Raw genomic sequence first — 14,561 nt, 5'->3', positions numbered from 1 at the left:
GCTTCGCGCGGGCGCTGGGTCGATGATTCGCTCGCTGACGCTCGCTCATCGGGCGAGTTCCTCCAGTACGTCGGCCAGTGCGCGGACTCCTTCCTCGACGTCGTCGTCCTCGGCGTGTTCGCCGGGGGCGTGGCTGACGCCGGTCGGGTTGCGCACGTGCAGCATCCCCGACGGGACGTGCGCGGCGAGGATGCCCGCGTCGTGCCCGGCGGCGGTAGGCAACGACGGGGCGCCGGGGATCGCAGCGGCCATCCGCGCCGCCAGCGCCTCGTCCAGCGTGACGGCCCCGCCCAGCGACTCCGTCGTGGACTCGACCGCGCAGCCCTCGGCCCGGGCGGCGCACCGGGCGGCAGCCAGCACCGTGTCGACGACCGGCTCCGGGCTCCCGGTGAACGTCCGGACGTCCAGCCACAGGTCCACCGTGGACGCGATCACGTTCGTGCCGCCCGGCCGTGGTACGAGACGCCCGACGGTCGCGCGGGCGTCCGTCTCCCGGGCCGCCCGCCGCACGGCCAGTACGGTCTCGGCGGCCGGGATCATCGGGTCGCGACGGTCCGCGGTCGCCGTCGTCCCGGCATGGTTGCCCTGGCCGGTGAACCGCAGCCGCCACCGCCCGTGCGCGACGATCGTCGAACCGACACCGACCGGTACCTCCAGCGCACGACCCTGTTCGACGTGCAGCTCGACGAAGGTCCCGATCCGCGCGAGCCGGTCCGGGTCGGCCCCGAGCCGGGCCGGGTCGTCGCCGCGCGTGGTCAGTGCCTCGGCCAGCGTGACCCCGTCCGCGTCCCGCAGCGCGCGGGCCCGGTCGGCGTCGAACGAGCCGGTCAGCAGCCGTGATCCGAGGCACGGCAGGCCGAAGCGCCCGCCCTCCTCCTCGGCGAACACGACGACGGCGAACGGGCGCGACGGCCGGAACCCCCTGTCCGACAGTGTGTCCACGGCGGACAGCGCGCTCGCGACACCGAGCGGACCGTCGAACTGGCCGCCGCCGGGAACGGAGTCCAGGTGGCTGCCGGTGACGACCGCGTCCGGTCCCGGTGCGCCCCACCAGGCCCACGTGTTGCCGTTGCCGTCGCGCTCGACGTCGAGCCCGCGGCGACCGGCCCGCTCGACGAACCACTCCGTCAGGTCCGACTCGGCGGGCGTCGCGACGTGCCGGGACCACCCGCCGCGCACCGGGTCCCGGCCGACGTCGGCGATCTCGGAGAGAAGCTCCGTGGCCGTCACGCCCGTTCCCGCATCGGGATCCGCACGCCACGCTCGTCGGCCACCTCGACCGCGCGCGGATACCCGGCGTCGACGTGGCGCATGACGCCGCTGCCCGGATCGTTCGTCAGCACGCGGGTGAGCTTCTGGCGGCCCAGGTCGGTCCCGTCCGCGACGCACACCTGGCCGGCGTGGATCGAGCGGCCCATCCCGACGCCGCCGCCGTGGTGGATCGACACCCATGTCGCGCCGGACGCCGTGTTCAGCATCGCGTTCAGCAACGGCCAGTCGGCGATCGCGTCCGAACCGTCGGCCATGCCCTCGGTCTCCCGGTAGGGCGACGCGACGCTGCCCGAGTCCAGGTGGTCGCGCCCGATCACGACCGGCGCGGACAGCTCGCCGGACGCGACCATGTCGTTGAACCGCTCGCCGGCCTTCGCCCGCTCGCCGTAGCCGAGCCAGCAGATCCGCGCCGGCAGTCCCTGGTGCTTGACCCGGTCACCGGCCAGGCGCATCCAGCGGGCCAGTGGCTCGTCGTCGCCGAACAGCTCCAGCACGGCGCGGTCGGTGGCCGCGATGTCGGCCGGGTCGCCGGACAGCGCCGCCCAGCGGAACGGGCCCTTGCCCTCGCAGAACAGCGGCCGGATGTAGGCCGGGACGAACCCGGGGATCTCGAACGCCCGCGCGCAGCCGGCGAGGACGGCCTCACCGCGGATCGAGTTGCCGTAGTCGAACACCTCGGCGCCGTCGTCCTTGAAGGCGATCATGGCGTCGACGTGCTGCGCCATCGACTCGCGCGCCCGGTCGGTGAACTCCTCCGGCTTGGTCCGCGCGTAGTCCGCCCAGTCCTCCAGCTCGACGCCGACGGGCAGGTAGGACAGCGGGTCGTGCGCGGACGTCTGGTCGGTGACGACGTCGACAGGGGCGCCGCGGCGGTGGATCTCCGGCAGCAGCTCGGCCGCGTTGCCGATCACCGCGACGGACACCGCCTCCCGGTTCGCCCGCGCCGCGCTCACCCGCTCCAGGGCGGAGTCCAGATCGGACGCGACCTCGTCCAGGTAGCCGGACTCGACACGGCGGTGCGCACGGGACGGGTCGCACTCGACGACGAGCGCGGTGCCGCCGTTCATGGTCACCGCCAGTGGCTGCGCCCCGCCCATCCCGCCGAGACCCGCGGTCAGCGTCAGCGTGCCGGCCAGCGACCCGTCGAACCTCGTGCGGGCGACGGCGGCGAACGTCTCGTACGTGCCCTGCAGGATGCCCTGGCTGCCGATGTAGATCCACGAGCCGGCCGTCATCTGGCCGTACATGGTCAGACCGAGCGCCTCCAGGCGCCGGAACTCCGGCCAGGTCGCCCAGTCGGGGACCAGGTTCGAGTTCGCCAGCAGCACCCGCGGCGCCCACTCGTGCGTGGTGAACACGCCGACCGGGCGACCGGACTGCACGAGCAGCGTCTCGTCGGACTCGAGGTCGACGAGGCAGCGGCGGATCGCGGCCAGGCTCGCGTGGTCGCGTGCGGCCCTGCCGGTGCCGCCGTAGACGACGAGATCCTCGGGCCGCTCGGCCACCGCGGGGTCGAGGTTGTTGTCCAGCATCCGCAGTGCCGCCTCGGTCGCCCAGCTGCGTGCCGCCATCTGTCGCATGTGCCCAGTTGAGCGCGTTTCCGGCTCCGGTACGAGGGGGTGCAGACTGCTGGTGTCTCGGATTCCAGACTCTTCGGGGGTGTCCCGTGCCGGTCCCGGCGTTGCGTCGCGGGCTCGCCGTGCTGCGCCTGCTCGCCGCGCATCCCGGTCCGATGCCCGCGACGACGATCGCGACGGCGCTGGACCTGCCGCGTTCGACCGTCTACCACCTGCTCACCGAGCTGGAGACCGCCGGGTTCGTCGTGCACCTCCCGGACCAGCAGCGCTACGGGCTCGGGATGAGCGCGTTCGAGATCGGGTCGGCGTACCTGCGCCACGACCCGTTGGAGAAGCTGGCCGGACCGTTGCTGCGACGGCTGGTCGAGCGCGTCGGTCACGACGCGCACCTGGGCGTCCTGCACGGCCGCGAGCTGCTCTACCTGCTGCGCGAACGCCCCGGCCGACCGGAGGGGCTGGTCACGGCCGTCGGGGTGCGGCTCCCGGCGCACCTCACGGCGTCCGGGCGGGCCGTGCTCGCCGGCACCCCGCGCGACCAGCTGCGCGCACTGCTGTCGACCGGTGCGCCGCTGGAACGCCGGACGGGCCGGGGCCCGGCGTCGCTGAGCGCGTTGCACACCGTGCTGGCCGCGGAGCGCCGCCGCGGCTGGGCCTGCGAGGACGGGGAGGTCAGCCCCGGGTTCGCGTCCGTCGCGCACGCCGTGCACGGCCCGGACGGGACCGCCGTCGCGTCGGTGAGCGTCACGTTCCGCCACCTGTGCGACCCGCCGTGCGGACAGAGCTGGCCGGAACTGGCCGGACGGGTGCGGCGCACGTCGTCCGAGATCAGCAGACGCCTGGGCGGCAGCCCGGTCCGCTGAGGGGTCCGGTGGCCGGCGTCAGACCCTGGTGATCGACGGGGTCAGGCGCACTCCCAGCACGTCGCCCAGCACGTCGGCCTCGGCGTCGAGAGCGTCCCGGTCGACGAGGTCGGACTCGGAGAACAGCTCGACGTCCAGGGACCCACCGTCGACCTTCCACGTCCCGGCGACCCGCCCGCCCACGACGACGACCGGGGCGATCCAGCCGCCCGCACGGCTGACCAGCTTGCGGCGCTCCGGCGCGAGGATCCGCGTGTCACCCGTGCCCGGGCCGAGGACGTACTGGTCGAAGGCCGGCAGGAGTCGCACGCGGCTCGACGGCTCGGCCGCGGCCAGCGCGTCGAGGTCCTCGGTGCGGGCGTGCAGCGTCTCGCCGTCCACCCGGACCGGGGCGATCGACCCGTCGTCGACGAGCGAGGTGAACCAGCCCCTGGTGACGGACCTGCGCAACGCGCCGCGCAGCAGCCACTGCCCGAACGTCTCGGGTGCGGCCGGGCCGTGTGCCGCGAGGTAGGCGGGCAGCGCGGTCCGGACGGCGACGTCCGGTTCGGACGGTGCGATCCAGTCGGCCGTCCACGTCGACGGCGTCGTGAACGTGACCCGGCCGCCACGGGACGTGCCGTTGCACAGCAGCCCCTGCCAGGCCATCGGCTTCAGCAGCGCACCCCATCCGGACGTGAGCTTCTCGCCGAGCGACGCGTCCCCGCTGTGCTCGACGACTGCCGAGGCGAGCTCCTCGCGGGTCAGCTCGGCGCCGGGCAGCACGGCCGACACGGCCTCGGCGATCGCGTCCATCTGCCCGGCCGTCGCGAACTCCCGCTGCCACGGCGGGGTCAGCCAGCTGCGGGCCGAGGCGATCAGCGGCAGGAACGCGGCCGCGTCGGCAGGTCGCAGCAGGTGCAGCGTGCCGCGCATCGCCCACGTCCGGATCAGCGTGCGGGAGCCCAGCGCGTCGTCGACCCCGTCCGTGCGCTCCGCGCGCCGGACGGCGACCGCCTGTGCGGCACTGGAGGCGACCTGCGCCTGGATCCCGGCCAGACGGCAGGCGACGGCGGCCGGGTCGAGGCCGGCGGGACGGTCGAGCAGGTGCCGCTCCATCCGCCAGGACAGCACCTGGTCCCACGTCAGCTCCGGAACGGACACGGCCGTGATCCTAGTGCCGCATCGCGAAACGTCCGGCACCGATCTCGGAGGCCCAGGCGCGCGCAGGCGGCGTTGCCGCCTTTGCGAAGACGCCCGGTATGAGCTGCGGGCGGCGCCTTGCCTGCGAACGCCTGGATCCGCCGATTCCGGCACCAACGTTGCGCGACACGGCACTAGGACCCGTCGAGGGTCAGGAAGAGCGCCTCGGTCGACTGCCGGAGCGCCTCCAGCCCCGCCGCGATCGTCGGCTGCTCGGCGGACCCGGCCCGCACGGCCGCGATCACCCGCCGGATCGGGACCGGCGCCACGCTGATCGGGATCCGCCGGGTGTCGTGGCGCGCGGGCAGGTCCGCGAGCCGGGGGACGAGCGCCACACCGAACCCGCGTGCGACGAGCGCGGCGCCGGTGTCCCACTCGTCGGCGTAGTGCGCGACGTCGGGGGAGAAGCCCGCGGCGTTGCACGCCAGCAGGACCAGCTGGTGGTAGGCCCGTCCGGGGTTGCTGCCGATCCAGGGGTCGCCCGCAACGTCCGCGAGCCCCACCTCGTCGTGCCCGACCAGTGGGTGCTCCGGCCCGACGAGCAGGTCCAGCGGCTCGTCGTAGAGCGCCCGCTGGGAGAACGCCTCGTCCGAGACCGGCGGGATGCTCGTCGTCACGACCACCACGGCGATGTCCGCCTCGTTCGCGGCCAGCAGGTCGAACGAGCGCGCGGGCTCCGTCTCGCGCAGGTGCAGCCGCAACGACGGGTACTGCAGCCGCACCCGCTCCATCGCCTGCGGCACGACGGCAGCGGCGGCCGTCGAGAACCCGCAGAACCGCAACGTCCCGCCGACGCTGCCCGCCCGGTGCGCGGCCAGGTCGGCCCGCGCCTGCTCCCACCGGGCGGTCAGCGCCTGACCGTGATCGAGCAGCGTGCGCGCGGCGGGCGTGAGCCGCACCCCCCGCCCGACCGGCTCGAGCAGCCCGACACCGAGTTCGCGTGACAGCGCCTGGATCTGGTGCGACACCGCCGACGGGGTCAGCCGGCACACCTCCGCCGCCGCCGTGACGGTGCCGTGCCGGGCGATCGCCTGGAGCACCTGGAGACGCCGGTCAATCATGTACGAACAGTACAAGATCATCGACGAAATCCTTCGATGGACGCGAACAGTGGGCGCCGCCGACACTTCGGGCAGTACGCCACCACCGAGCCGGGAGACCCCCGGCAGCGCAGGAGAGAACGTGAGTTACCGCGCCATCGTCGTCGGCCTCGGGGGACTGGGGTCGGCGGCTCTGTACCGGCTCGCCGCCGAGATCGGCCCGGGAGTTCTCGGGATCGAGCAGTTCGAGCTCGGCCACCAGCGGGGTGCGTCCCAGGACCACTCCCGGATCATCCGGCTCGCCCAGCACCAGGAGCAGTACGCCGCCCTCGCCGCGCCCGCCTACAAGGCGTGGGACGAGGTCGAGGCCGAGTCCGGCCAGCAGATCGTCACCAAGACCGGCGGGCTCGTGATCGAGGACCGCGTCGCCCGGCGCGGCATCGACACCGGGGCCCGCAACATCGAGGGCTACACCGCGATGTTCGACCGCTTCGGCGTCGGCTACGAGCTGCTCGACGCCGACGGGCTCACGGCCCGATGGCCGCAGTTCCGGGCGTCCGGCGACCTGCTGGCGCTCTACCAGGCCGACTCCGGCATCGTCGACGCCGCGCGGTCCAACGCCGTCCACATCGCACTGGCCCGCGCGCACGGCGCCGAGGTCCGCGCGCGGACGCCGGTCCGCGACGTCCGACCGGACGGAGACGGCGTCGCCGTCGTGACCGACGACGAGGTCCTCTACGCCGACCGCGTCGTCGTGGCCAGCGACGCCTGGACGAACCGGGTGCTCGCCGGGACGGGTGCGTCGCTGCCGCTGACCGTCCTGCAGGAGCAGGTCACCTACTACGCGACCCCGCACCTGGCGGAGTTCTCGCCTGCCCGGTTCCCGGTGTTCATGTGGCACGGCGAGCACAACTTCTACGGCTTCCCGGTCTACGGCGAGGTCGCCACGAAGCTCGGCCAGCACATGGGCGGCCACGAGACCACGGCCGACGACCGCACCTTCGACCCGGACCCGGTGCGGCGCAGGCGGTACGACGCCTTCGTCGACGCGAACCTCCCGCGCTTCGGCGGGCCGGAGCTGTACACGAAGACCTGCCTCTACACCGTCCCGCCGGACCAGAACTTCGTGCTCGACGCCCTGCCGGAACACCCGCAGGTGATCGTCGCCAACGGCGCGGGGCACGCGTTCAAGTTCGCCGCGCTCATCGGGCAGCTGCTCGCCGACCTGACGCTGGACCGCACGCCGTCGCACCCGATCGACGCGTTCCGGGTCACGCGCCCGGCGCTGACCGACCCGTCGTTCCCCCGCTCGTTCCACGTCTGACACCGAAGGGAGACACCGAGATGACGACCGACCCGAACTCCGTCCTGCCCGCTCGGCCGATCGATCCGGCTCTCTTCACCGACGAGGAGATCTACCGGCAGACCCGGCTGCCGGTCGAGCTCGCGTCGACCCTGATCCCGGACGCGTACACCTCGCCGGAGTTCTTCGCGCTCGAGCAGGAGCGCGTGTTCACCAGCGGCTGGGTCGCCGTCGGGTTCACCGCGGACGTCGACAAGCCCGGTCGGTGCGTCGTCGTCGACGTCGCCGGCCGCTCGGTGATCGTCACCCGTAACCGGCACGGCGAGCTGCGCGGATTCCACAACGTCTGCCGCCACCGCGCCACGAAGCTGCTCGACGCCGACGCGCGCGAGGTCGGGCACCGCGGGCGCATCCGCTGCCCGTACCACAACTGGACCTACGACACGGACGGAACGTGCCTGGGCACGCCGCTGTTCGAGGGCTCCGACGTGCCGGCGGGCGAGGAGGCCGTGTTCGACACGTCCGTCGCGCGCAACTTCGACCGGGCCGACTACGGGCTGCTCCAGGTCTCCGTCGACGAGTGGGGCTTCCTGCTGTTCGTCAACCTCGACCCGGGGGCCGGCCCGCTGTCCACCCAGCTCGGCGACCTGCCGGAGCGCTTCGCCGACTACCGGCTCGAGAGCTGGATGCCGCAACGCCGCAACACCTACGAGGTCTCCGCGAACTACAAGCTCGTCGGCGAGAACTTCATGGAGTACTACCACCTGCCCTGGGTGCACCCGGAGCTCAACCAGGTGTCCAAGTTCTCCGACCACTACCGCTGGCAGGGCCCCGGGATGTACACGGGCATGTGCACGACGCCGGTGTCGAGCAACGGCGACGCGGGCGGCTGGGACGGTCTCGCGCCGCTGAGCTCGCTGAGCGGCACCGACGCGGACAGCGGCCGGTTCGTCTGGCTGTTCCCGAGCTGCGCGATCGTCGTGCTGCCCAACCACGCGTTCGTGCTGCTGAACAAGCCGGTCGCACCGGACCGGACGGTGGAGACGGCGGTGCTGCTCACGCACCCGGAGTCGCCCGCCGATGCGGAGGGGCTCGACCAGCTGGAGAAGTTCTGGGACCTGGTCAACCGCCAGGACCTGGAGATCGTCGAGCGGGTCCAGGAAGGACTGTCCAACCCGGCCTACCGGGGCGGGCGGATGTGCTTCCGGTTCGAGGAACCGCTGCACCGGTTCCAGAACATGGTGATCGACAAGATGGTCGGCGTGGACCGCGTGCCGGCGGGCGACGCCGTCGAGGGCGACATGACGCGTATGTTCCCGGACCCGGCATGACGGCCACGCTGCCGCCGTCCGCACCTCGTCCCGGCGTGCCGCACCCGTCGCAGCCGGTGCGACACGCCGACGCGGGGTGCGGCACCGGCGGACCGGGTGTTCTGGCCGTCGAGGACCCGTCAACGGGGGAGACGATCGCGCACGTCGCGCGCGGCGGTGCGGCCGACGTCGACCGGGCGGTCGGGGCGGCCCGGCGTGCCTTCGAGAGCACGCGGTCCACGACGCCGGCCGACCGCGGCCGGGCGCTGCGCTCTCTCGCCGCCGCCCTGGACGCGGACCGCGAGGAGTTCGCCCGGCTGGAGACCCGTGACACGGGCAAGCCGCTCTCGCTGTCCCGCAGCGAGATCGCCGGATGCGTCGGCTACCTCGACTACTACGCCGGCGCGGCGGACAAGGTGCAGGGCGAGACGATCCCGGTCGGTCCCGGGGCGCTCGCCTACACCGTGCGCGAGCCGGTCGGCGTCACGGCGCACATCGTGCCGTGGAACGCGCCGCTGTCGATGCTGTGCCGCAGCGTCGCCCCGGCCCTGGCCACCGGGAACACGGCCGTGGTGAAGCCGGCCGAGCAGACACCGCTGACCGCGCTGCGGTTCGCGGAGCTCGTCGAGGGGTCGGGCTGGCCGACCGGGTCGGTGACCGTCGTGACCGGACTCGGGGCGGAGGCGGGCGCCGCGCTCGCCGCGCACCCCGGGATCGGTTCGCTCACGTTCACCGGCTCGGTCGCCACCGGCCGCGCCGTGCTGCGTGCCGCCGCCGAGCACGTCACGCCGGTGGTGACCGAGCTCGGTGGCAAGTCCCCGCAGATGGTGTTCGCCGATGCCGACCTCGACGACGTCGCACGCCAGATCGTCGTGGGCTTCACGGCGAACACCGGGCAGTACTGCGATGCCGGCTCCCGGCTCCTCGTCGACCGCGCGGTGCACGACGAGCTCGTGGAGCGGATCGTCGCGCGCGCCGGCGCGCTGACGCTGGGCGCCGGGATCGACGATCCGGACCTCGGCCCGCTCGTGTCCGCCGAGCACCACCGCCGGGTCGCCCGGTACGTCGAGATCGGACGGTCCGAGGGCGCGACGGTCGCGACCCCGGCACGGGACCTGCCGGAGCGCGGGTACTTCCTCGCGCCGACCGTCTTCACGGACGTGCTGCCGGACATGCGGATCGCCCGTGAGGAGATCTTCGGCCCGGTGCTCACCGTGCTGCCGTTCGACGGCGAGGACGAGGCCGTCGCGCTCGCGAACGACACCGACTACGGGCTGGGCGCCGGTATCCACACCCGTGACGTCGACCGGGCGCTGCGCCTGGCCGGTCGCGTCGACGCCGGTTACGTGATGATCAACGAGTACTTCGGCGGCACCACCGCCGTCCCGTTCGGCGGGACGAAGCTCAGCGGCACCGGCCGGGAACGCGGCCTCGTCGCGCTGGACAGCTACACCACGAGCAAGACCGTCGTCGCCCGCATCGGGGGGAGCCAACCATGGACATGATCGTCGAGGAGCGCCGCGACGAGGCCGACGGCGTCGTGTCTCTCTCCCTGGTGCCCGCCGACGGGAGCGTGCTCCCGGCATGGACGCCCGGCGCGCACGTGGACGTGACGATGGCGGGCGGGATCGTCCGCCAGTACTCGCTGTGCTCCGAGCCCGGCGACGAGCGCCGCTGGCGGATCGGGGTGCTGCGCGAGCAGGCTGGCCGTGGCGGGTCGGAGTACGTCCACGACAAGCTGCACGGCGGCGACGTCGTCGAGGTCGGACTGCCGCGCAACAACTTCGCGCTCGACGAGGCAGCGCGCTACGTGTTCGTGGCCGGTGGTATCGGGATCACCCCGATCCTGCCGATGATCGACGCGGCGGAGCGGGCCGGTGCGGAGTGGACGCTGCTCTACGGCGGGCGCAGCCGGTCGTCGATGGCGTTCACCGGGGAGCTCACCGCGCACGGAGACCGTGTGACCGTCGCACCGCAGGACGAGACCGGGCTGCTCGATCTGGACGCTCTGCTCGGCACGCCGCAGCCGGGGACGCTCGTCTACGCGTGCGGTCCGGAGCCGCTGCTCGACGCCGTCGCGGACCGGATGTCGGCGTGGCCGTCCGGGGCGCTGCGGGTCGAGCGGTTCACGCCGAAGACGATCGAGACCGACGGGCCGGACGCGGCGTTCGAGGTCGAGTTCGCGACGTCCGGGGTCACCGCCGTCGTGCCGGTGGGCGTCAGCGTGCTGACCGTCGCCGAGGAGAACGGTCTGCTGCCGGACTGGTCCTGCCGCGAGGGCACGTGCGGGACGTGCGAGACGACGATCGTGGACGGCCGGGCGGAGCACCGCGACTCGCTGCTCACCGACGACGAGCGCGAGGAGCAGGCCACGATGATGATCTGCGTGTCGCGCGCGGAGAAGGGGTGCCCGAGACTGCGACTGGATCTCTGACGGTCGCACCGATGAGTTGAGCCTGCGGTGTGGGTCGGCACTGGTGGAACGACCGACACGACCGGAAGGACCACCTCATGCAGCCGACCCACGTACTCGCCGGGCTCGCCGTCTCGGACATCGACCGCGCCGTCGCCTGGTACGCCGACCTGCTCGGCCGCCCGGCGGACTCGGTGCCGATGCCGAGCTGCCACGAGTGGACGCTCGGCACCGACGTCACGCTGCAGGTCGCGCAGAACGCGCACGTCACGGCCGGTCAGGGGCAGCTGACGCTGTCCGTCGAGAATCTCGAGGGCGCCATGGCGAGCACCGCCGCCGAGTTCGACGAGATCACCGAGGTATCGGAGTTCGTCCGGTTCGCGACGACCCGCGATCCGGACGGGAACGCCGTCACCGTCGTCGAGCCGAAGCGGTAGACCCCAGCCACGACCACGCGGCGACCCACACCGAGCCGACGGTCAGCACGATCGCGCAGGGCACGTGCACGGCCAGGACGCCGTGGCTGCCGGTGTAGGCCTGCACGAACGTCAGCACGAACACGACGGCCGTCAGGACCGTCGGCCACCACGGCCCGCGGGCCGTGCGGTTCAGCAGGAACGCGGCGACCACGGCCAGGCCGGACGCCACGTGCAGCACGATCGCGCCCGCGGCGTGCAGCTCCTCCGGCCCGCCCCGCGGGATCATCTGCCCGGCCGTGACGAACTGCCAGGCCAGCACGAGCAGCACGAGCGTCGTCGTGGCCTGCAGCGCGCGGACCGGCGCGGACAGGCCGGTGGGGGTCGTGGTCGTCGTCATCGGGCTCCTCCGGTGCGGTGGACGAACGAGGGGGTCACGGGTGGGCATCCCGTGGCGTCCGCCGCGCTGCGGACGAGGTCGAGGGCGGCGTCGCAGTCCACCGGCCGGTCGGCCGGGTCGCGGGCCAGCAGGGTCCGCAGCAGATCGCCGACGGGGCCGTCCGGGAACGCGGGGTCCGGACGGAGCCCGGCCGGCGTGTCCGGGTCGAACACGAGCTCGCCGCGGTGCGCCTCGGCAACGGTGACTCCGAGCGAGTAGAGATCCATTCCCGGTGTGACCGGGTCGCCCGCCTCCAGCTCGGGTGCGGCGTAGCCGGGGGAGCCGATCGGGCGCCCCGGCGGCTGGGGCCGTCCCGCCGGTCGTGCCGAGCCGAGGTCGATCAGCATCGGGTGCGCGTCGCGGACCAGTACGTTCGCCGGCTTCACGTCGAGGTGCACGACGCCGTGGCGGTGCAGCCAGCGCAGCGGCGCGAGCAGTCGGGCGGCGAGCGTCAGGACCGTGTGGTCGTCCGCAGGGCCGGTCTCGTCGAGCAACTCGTCGAGCGCAGGTCCGTCCACGTGTTCGACGACGAGGTGCGGCACGGCCGCGTCGCGCTCGTCGGCGAGCAGGCGGGGCAGGTCGGGGTGCGGGTACGCGCGCAGGACGGCGGCCTCGCGGTCCAGGGCACGACGGGCGCGCGGGTGCTCGGTCTGGTCCGGCCGCGGCAGCTTCACGACGACCGGTGAGCCGTGCGCGACCGACCAGGCCAGCCACGTCTCGCACCGGTACCCGATGCCGAACCGGCGCCAGGCGAGCAGGCCGGGCACCAGCGGCGCGCCCACGCGGGTGCGGTGGACGGGGCGGGCGTCGAGCAGGGTCATGGTGTCTCCGAACGGAGGGGACCGGGGACCGGATGCCCCCGGTCCCCGGTCACCGGGATCAGCCGCGGCTACGCGTGCGGCTGCGGGTCCGCGTGCGGCGGCGGCCGTGGGAACGGACGGACGTCGCGGCCAGGACGGCAGACTTGATCATCATCGCGTGGTCACCTCCTTCCGTACGGTCGTCGGGGCGGTGAGCTCGATGACCCGGTCGGCGACGGCCAGCACGGCCGGGTCGTGGGTGACGACGACGGTGGTGCGCCCGCGGCCGGCGCGGACGAGCGCGTCGAGCACGGTGTCCGCGGCGGCCCGGTCCAGCCCTGCCGTCGGCTCGTCGACGAGCAGCACCGGCGGCGCACCGGCGACGGCCCTGGCGATCGCGACCCGGCGCTGCTGCCCACCGGACAGCCGCCGCCCACCCTCGCCGACCCCGGCGTCCACACCGGACTGCAGCTGGTTGGCGAACTCCAGCACGCCGGCGTCGCGGGCCGCGGCGACGACGGCCGCGCGGGACAGGTCGCGCCCGCCGAACGCGACGTTGTCCGCGATCGAGCCGGTGACCAGCGACGGGTCCTGGGGCACGTAGCCGATGCGGGAGCGCAGCGACTCCAGCGAGCAGGCGCGGACGTCGACGCCGTCGACGGTCACGGCACCCTCGTCCGGGTCGTGCAGGCGCAGCACCAGCTGGAGCAGCGTCGTCTTGCCGCACCCGCTGGGTCCGGTGACCGCGGTCAGGGAACGGGCCGGGAGACGGAGGTCGACGTCGTCGAGCACCGGCCGGGCCGGGTCGTGCCCGAACCGCACGCCGTGGAACCCGACGCCGGTGGTGACCGGGGGAGCGGCGGGTGCGGACGGGTCGTCGGCGACGACCTCGGTGGAGTCGAGCACCGCGCCGATCCGCGCGGCACTGGCACCGGCCTTCGCGAACGTCCCGGCGAGCTTGGCCAGTGACCGGATCGGGCCGTACAGGTCGCGGACGTAGGCGAGCGCGAGCAGCAGGGTGCCGGTGCTGATCACGCCGGCGCGGGCGTCGAGGACGCCGACGACCAGCGTCAGCGCGGTCCCGGCGGCCAGCACGAGATCGGCCCGCGGCGCCCAGCCGGCCTGCACCCGGACGGCGTCCAGGCGGGCGTCGAGCACGGCGGAGTCGGTCGCGCGGAAGCGGGCCTGCACGGCGCCGCGGCGGTTGAACACCTGCACGATCCGGACGGCGCCGATCAGGTCGGTGGCCAGCGCCGCCAGCCCACCGGCCGCCGCGCGGGCACGGCTCTCCGCGGCGCGCACCCGTCGTCGGTGCACGACGGCCACGACCGCGAGCGGCGGCACCACGAGCAGCGCGACGAGCGCCAGGTCGGGGGCGACGAGTGACAGCACGACGAGCGTGCCGCCGACCAGCAGCCCGTCGGCGAGCACGACGAGCGTGGCCGCGGTGACCGCGTCCTGGACGCGTCCGACGTCGGTGGTCAGGCGGGAGACGAGCTCGCCGCTGTGGTGCCGGTCGTGGAAGCGGACCGGCAGCGCGACCGCACGGTCGAACACCGCCCGTCGAAGATCGGAGCCGATGCGCTCGGCCGCGCGCTCCGAGCGGGCGACGGCCGCCCGGTCGGCGAGCGCGCCGACGCCGGCCAGCACGAGCACGGCCGCCGCGCACACCCCGAGCACGGCGATCGGACCGACGCCGTCCAGTGTGGCGAGTGCGCCGGTGAACGGCCGCCCGTCGAGCACGTGGTCGACGGCGAGCGCGAGCGGCCACGGGTAGGTCAGCTCCAGCAGCGGGGTGAGCGTCGCGGCACCGGCCGCGAGCACCAGCGGTCGCCGGTGTCCACGGACGACGGCTGCGACGCCGCCGTTCCACGCTGCTCCGGTCATGGCGACAACGGTGGGCGGAAGGGGGTCGCAACCGACAGCGGACCTTCGGGCTAGTACCGCCG

13 protein-coding genes are annotated in these 14,561 nt (G+C 73.8%); 6 read left to right on the top strand and 7 right to left on the bottom strand.

Translation table 11 applies throughout. The annotated features are described in order from the left end of the window. Positions 1–45: 45 nt before the first annotated feature. Positions 46–1,230, bottom strand: a complete 1,185-nt coding sequence (locus EV378_RS01250; RefSeq protein WP_132420920.1) for an allantoate amidohydrolase — start codon at positions 1,228–1,230, stop codon at positions 46–48. After that, positions 1,227–2,852, bottom strand: a complete 1,626-nt coding sequence (locus EV378_RS01245) for a urocanate hydratase (RefSeq protein WP_132420919.1) — start codon at positions 2,850–2,852, stop codon at positions 1,227–1,229. Before EV378_RS01245 ends, EV378_RS01250 begins: the two co-directional genes overlap by 4 nt. An 86-nt stretch (positions 2,853–2,938) precedes the next feature. Between EV378_RS01245 and EV378_RS01240 the strand changes: the two genes are divergently transcribed. Further along, on the top strand, positions 2,939–3,709 hold the full coding sequence (locus EV378_RS01240) for an IclR family transcriptional regulator (protein ID WP_279389587.1): 771 nt from the start codon (positions 2,939–2,941) through the stop codon (positions 3,707–3,709). A gap of 18 nt (positions 3,710–3,727) precedes the next feature. Here the strand turns inward: EV378_RS01240 and EV378_RS01235 are convergent, their stop codons facing one another. Then, entirely contained in the window at positions 3,728–4,852 is a 1,125-nt protein-coding gene (locus EV378_RS01235; protein WP_132420918.1) for a DNA glycosylase AlkZ-like family protein, read from the bottom strand. Positions 4,853–5,025: 173 nt separating this feature from the next. After that, positions 5,026–5,952: a LysR family transcriptional regulator gene (locus EV378_RS01230; RefSeq protein ID WP_132420917.1), complete on the bottom strand. Its 927-nt coding sequence runs from the start codon at positions 5,950–5,952 to the stop codon at positions 5,026–5,028. A gap of 121 nt (positions 5,953–6,073) precedes the next feature. Here EV378_RS01230 and solA point away from each other — a divergent pair, with 121 nt between their 5' ends. The 5 genes from solA (at position 6,074) to EV378_RS01205 (ending at position 11,394) form a co-directional block, all read left to right on the top strand. Beyond that, positions 6,074–7,255 (top strand): N-methyl-L-tryptophan oxidase, encoded by a 1,182-nt coding sequence (solA, locus tag EV378_RS01225; RefSeq protein ID WP_243653207.1) that lies wholly within the window; start codon positions 6,074–6,076, stop codon positions 7,253–7,255. Positions 7,256–7,275: 20 nt separating this feature from the next. Continuing rightward, entirely contained in the window at positions 7,276–8,565 is a 1,290-nt protein-coding gene (locus EV378_RS01220; protein WP_132420915.1) for an aromatic ring-hydroxylating oxygenase subunit alpha, read from the top strand. Beyond that, positions 8,562–10,049 carry an aldehyde dehydrogenase family protein gene (locus tag EV378_RS01215; RefSeq protein ID WP_132420914.1) on the top strand — a complete coding sequence of 496 codons (1,488 nt, stop codon included), beginning with the start codon at positions 8,562–8,564 and terminating at the stop codon, positions 10,047–10,049. The genes EV378_RS01220 and EV378_RS01215 overlap by 4 nt, the downstream gene beginning before the upstream one ends. Beyond that, the gene (locus EV378_RS01210) at positions 10,040–10,978 is read left to right on the top strand and encodes a PDR/VanB family oxidoreductase (RefSeq protein ID WP_132420913.1); all 939 of its coding nucleotides are present in this window, start codon (positions 10,040–10,042) and stop codon (positions 10,976–10,978) included. The genes EV378_RS01215 and EV378_RS01210 overlap by 10 nt, the downstream gene beginning before the upstream one ends. A gap of 77 nt (positions 10,979–11,055) precedes the next feature. After that, complete coding sequence (locus tag EV378_RS01205) at positions 11,056–11,394, top strand: VOC family protein (protein ID WP_132420912.1); 339 nt, start codon at positions 11,056–11,058, stop codon at positions 11,392–11,394. On the opposite strand, the gene EV378_RS01200 is transcribed toward EV378_RS01205, so the two are convergent. From EV378_RS01200 to EV378_RS01190, 3 genes are all read right to left on the bottom strand, one after another. After that, on the bottom strand, positions 11,369–11,773 hold the full coding sequence (locus tag EV378_RS01200) for a hypothetical protein (RefSeq protein WP_132420911.1): 405 nt from the start codon (positions 11,771–11,773) through the stop codon (positions 11,369–11,371). The genes EV378_RS01205 and EV378_RS01200 overlap by 26 nt on opposite strands. Beyond that, positions 11,770–12,633, bottom strand: coding sequence for a serine/threonine-protein kinase (locus EV378_RS01195; RefSeq protein ID WP_132420910.1), 864 nt, complete (start codon positions 12,631–12,633; stop codon positions 11,770–11,772). The genes EV378_RS01200 and EV378_RS01195 overlap by 4 nt, the downstream gene beginning before the upstream one ends. A 150-nt stretch (positions 12,634–12,783) precedes the next feature. Then, positions 12,784–14,499 (bottom strand): ABC transporter ATP-binding protein, encoded by a 1,716-nt coding sequence (locus EV378_RS01190; protein ID WP_132420909.1) that lies wholly within the window; start codon positions 14,497–14,499, stop codon positions 12,784–12,786. Positions 14,500–14,561 lie beyond the last annotated feature (62 nt).

Source organism: Pseudonocardia endophytica, from assembly GCF_004339565.1.
GTDB classification, from domain to species: Bacteria; Actinomycetota; Actinomycetes; order Mycobacteriales; family Pseudonocardiaceae; genus Pseudonocardia; species Pseudonocardia endophytica.
Note: the sequence above shows the minus strand (reverse complement) of the source record. Positions and strands in the feature narration are given on the sequence as shown.

What these genes read in the sequence shown, in the direction of transcription:
- EV378_RS01215 (WP_132420914.1), top strand. Translation starts at nt 8,562, where the DNA reads ATGACGGCCACGCTGCCGCCGTCCGCACCTCGTCCCGGCGTGCCGCAC.
- EV378_RS01200 (WP_132420911.1), bottom strand. Translation starts at nt 11,773, where the DNA reads ATGACGACGACCACGACCCCCACCGGCCTGTCCGCGCCGGTCCGCGCG.
- EV378_RS01205 (WP_132420912.1), top strand. Translation starts at nt 11,056, where the DNA reads ATGCAGCCGACCCACGTACTCGCCGGGCTCGCCGTCTCGGACATCGAC.
- EV378_RS01195 (WP_132420910.1), bottom strand. Translation starts at nt 12,633, where the DNA reads ATGACCCTGCTCGACGCCCGCCCCGTCCACCGCACCCGCGTGGGCGCG.
- EV378_RS01245 (WP_132420919.1), bottom strand. Translation starts at nt 2,852, where the DNA reads ATGCGACAGATGGCGGCACGCAGCTGGGCGACCGAGGCGGCACTGCGG.
- EV378_RS01230 (WP_132420917.1), bottom strand. Translation starts at nt 5,952, where the DNA reads ATGATTGACCGGCGTCTCCAGGTGCTCCAGGCGATCGCCCGGCACGGC.
- EV378_RS01190 (WP_132420909.1), bottom strand. Translation starts at nt 14,499, where the DNA reads ATGACCGGAGCAGCGTGGAACGGCGGCGTCGCAGCCGTCGTCCGTGGA.
- EV378_RS01210 (WP_132420913.1), top strand. Translation starts at nt 10,040, where the DNA reads ATGGACATGATCGTCGAGGAGCGCCGCGACGAGGCCGACGGCGTCGTG.
- EV378_RS01220 (WP_132420915.1), top strand. Translation starts at nt 7,276, where the DNA reads ATGACGACCGACCCGAACTCCGTCCTGCCCGCTCGGCCGATCGATCCG.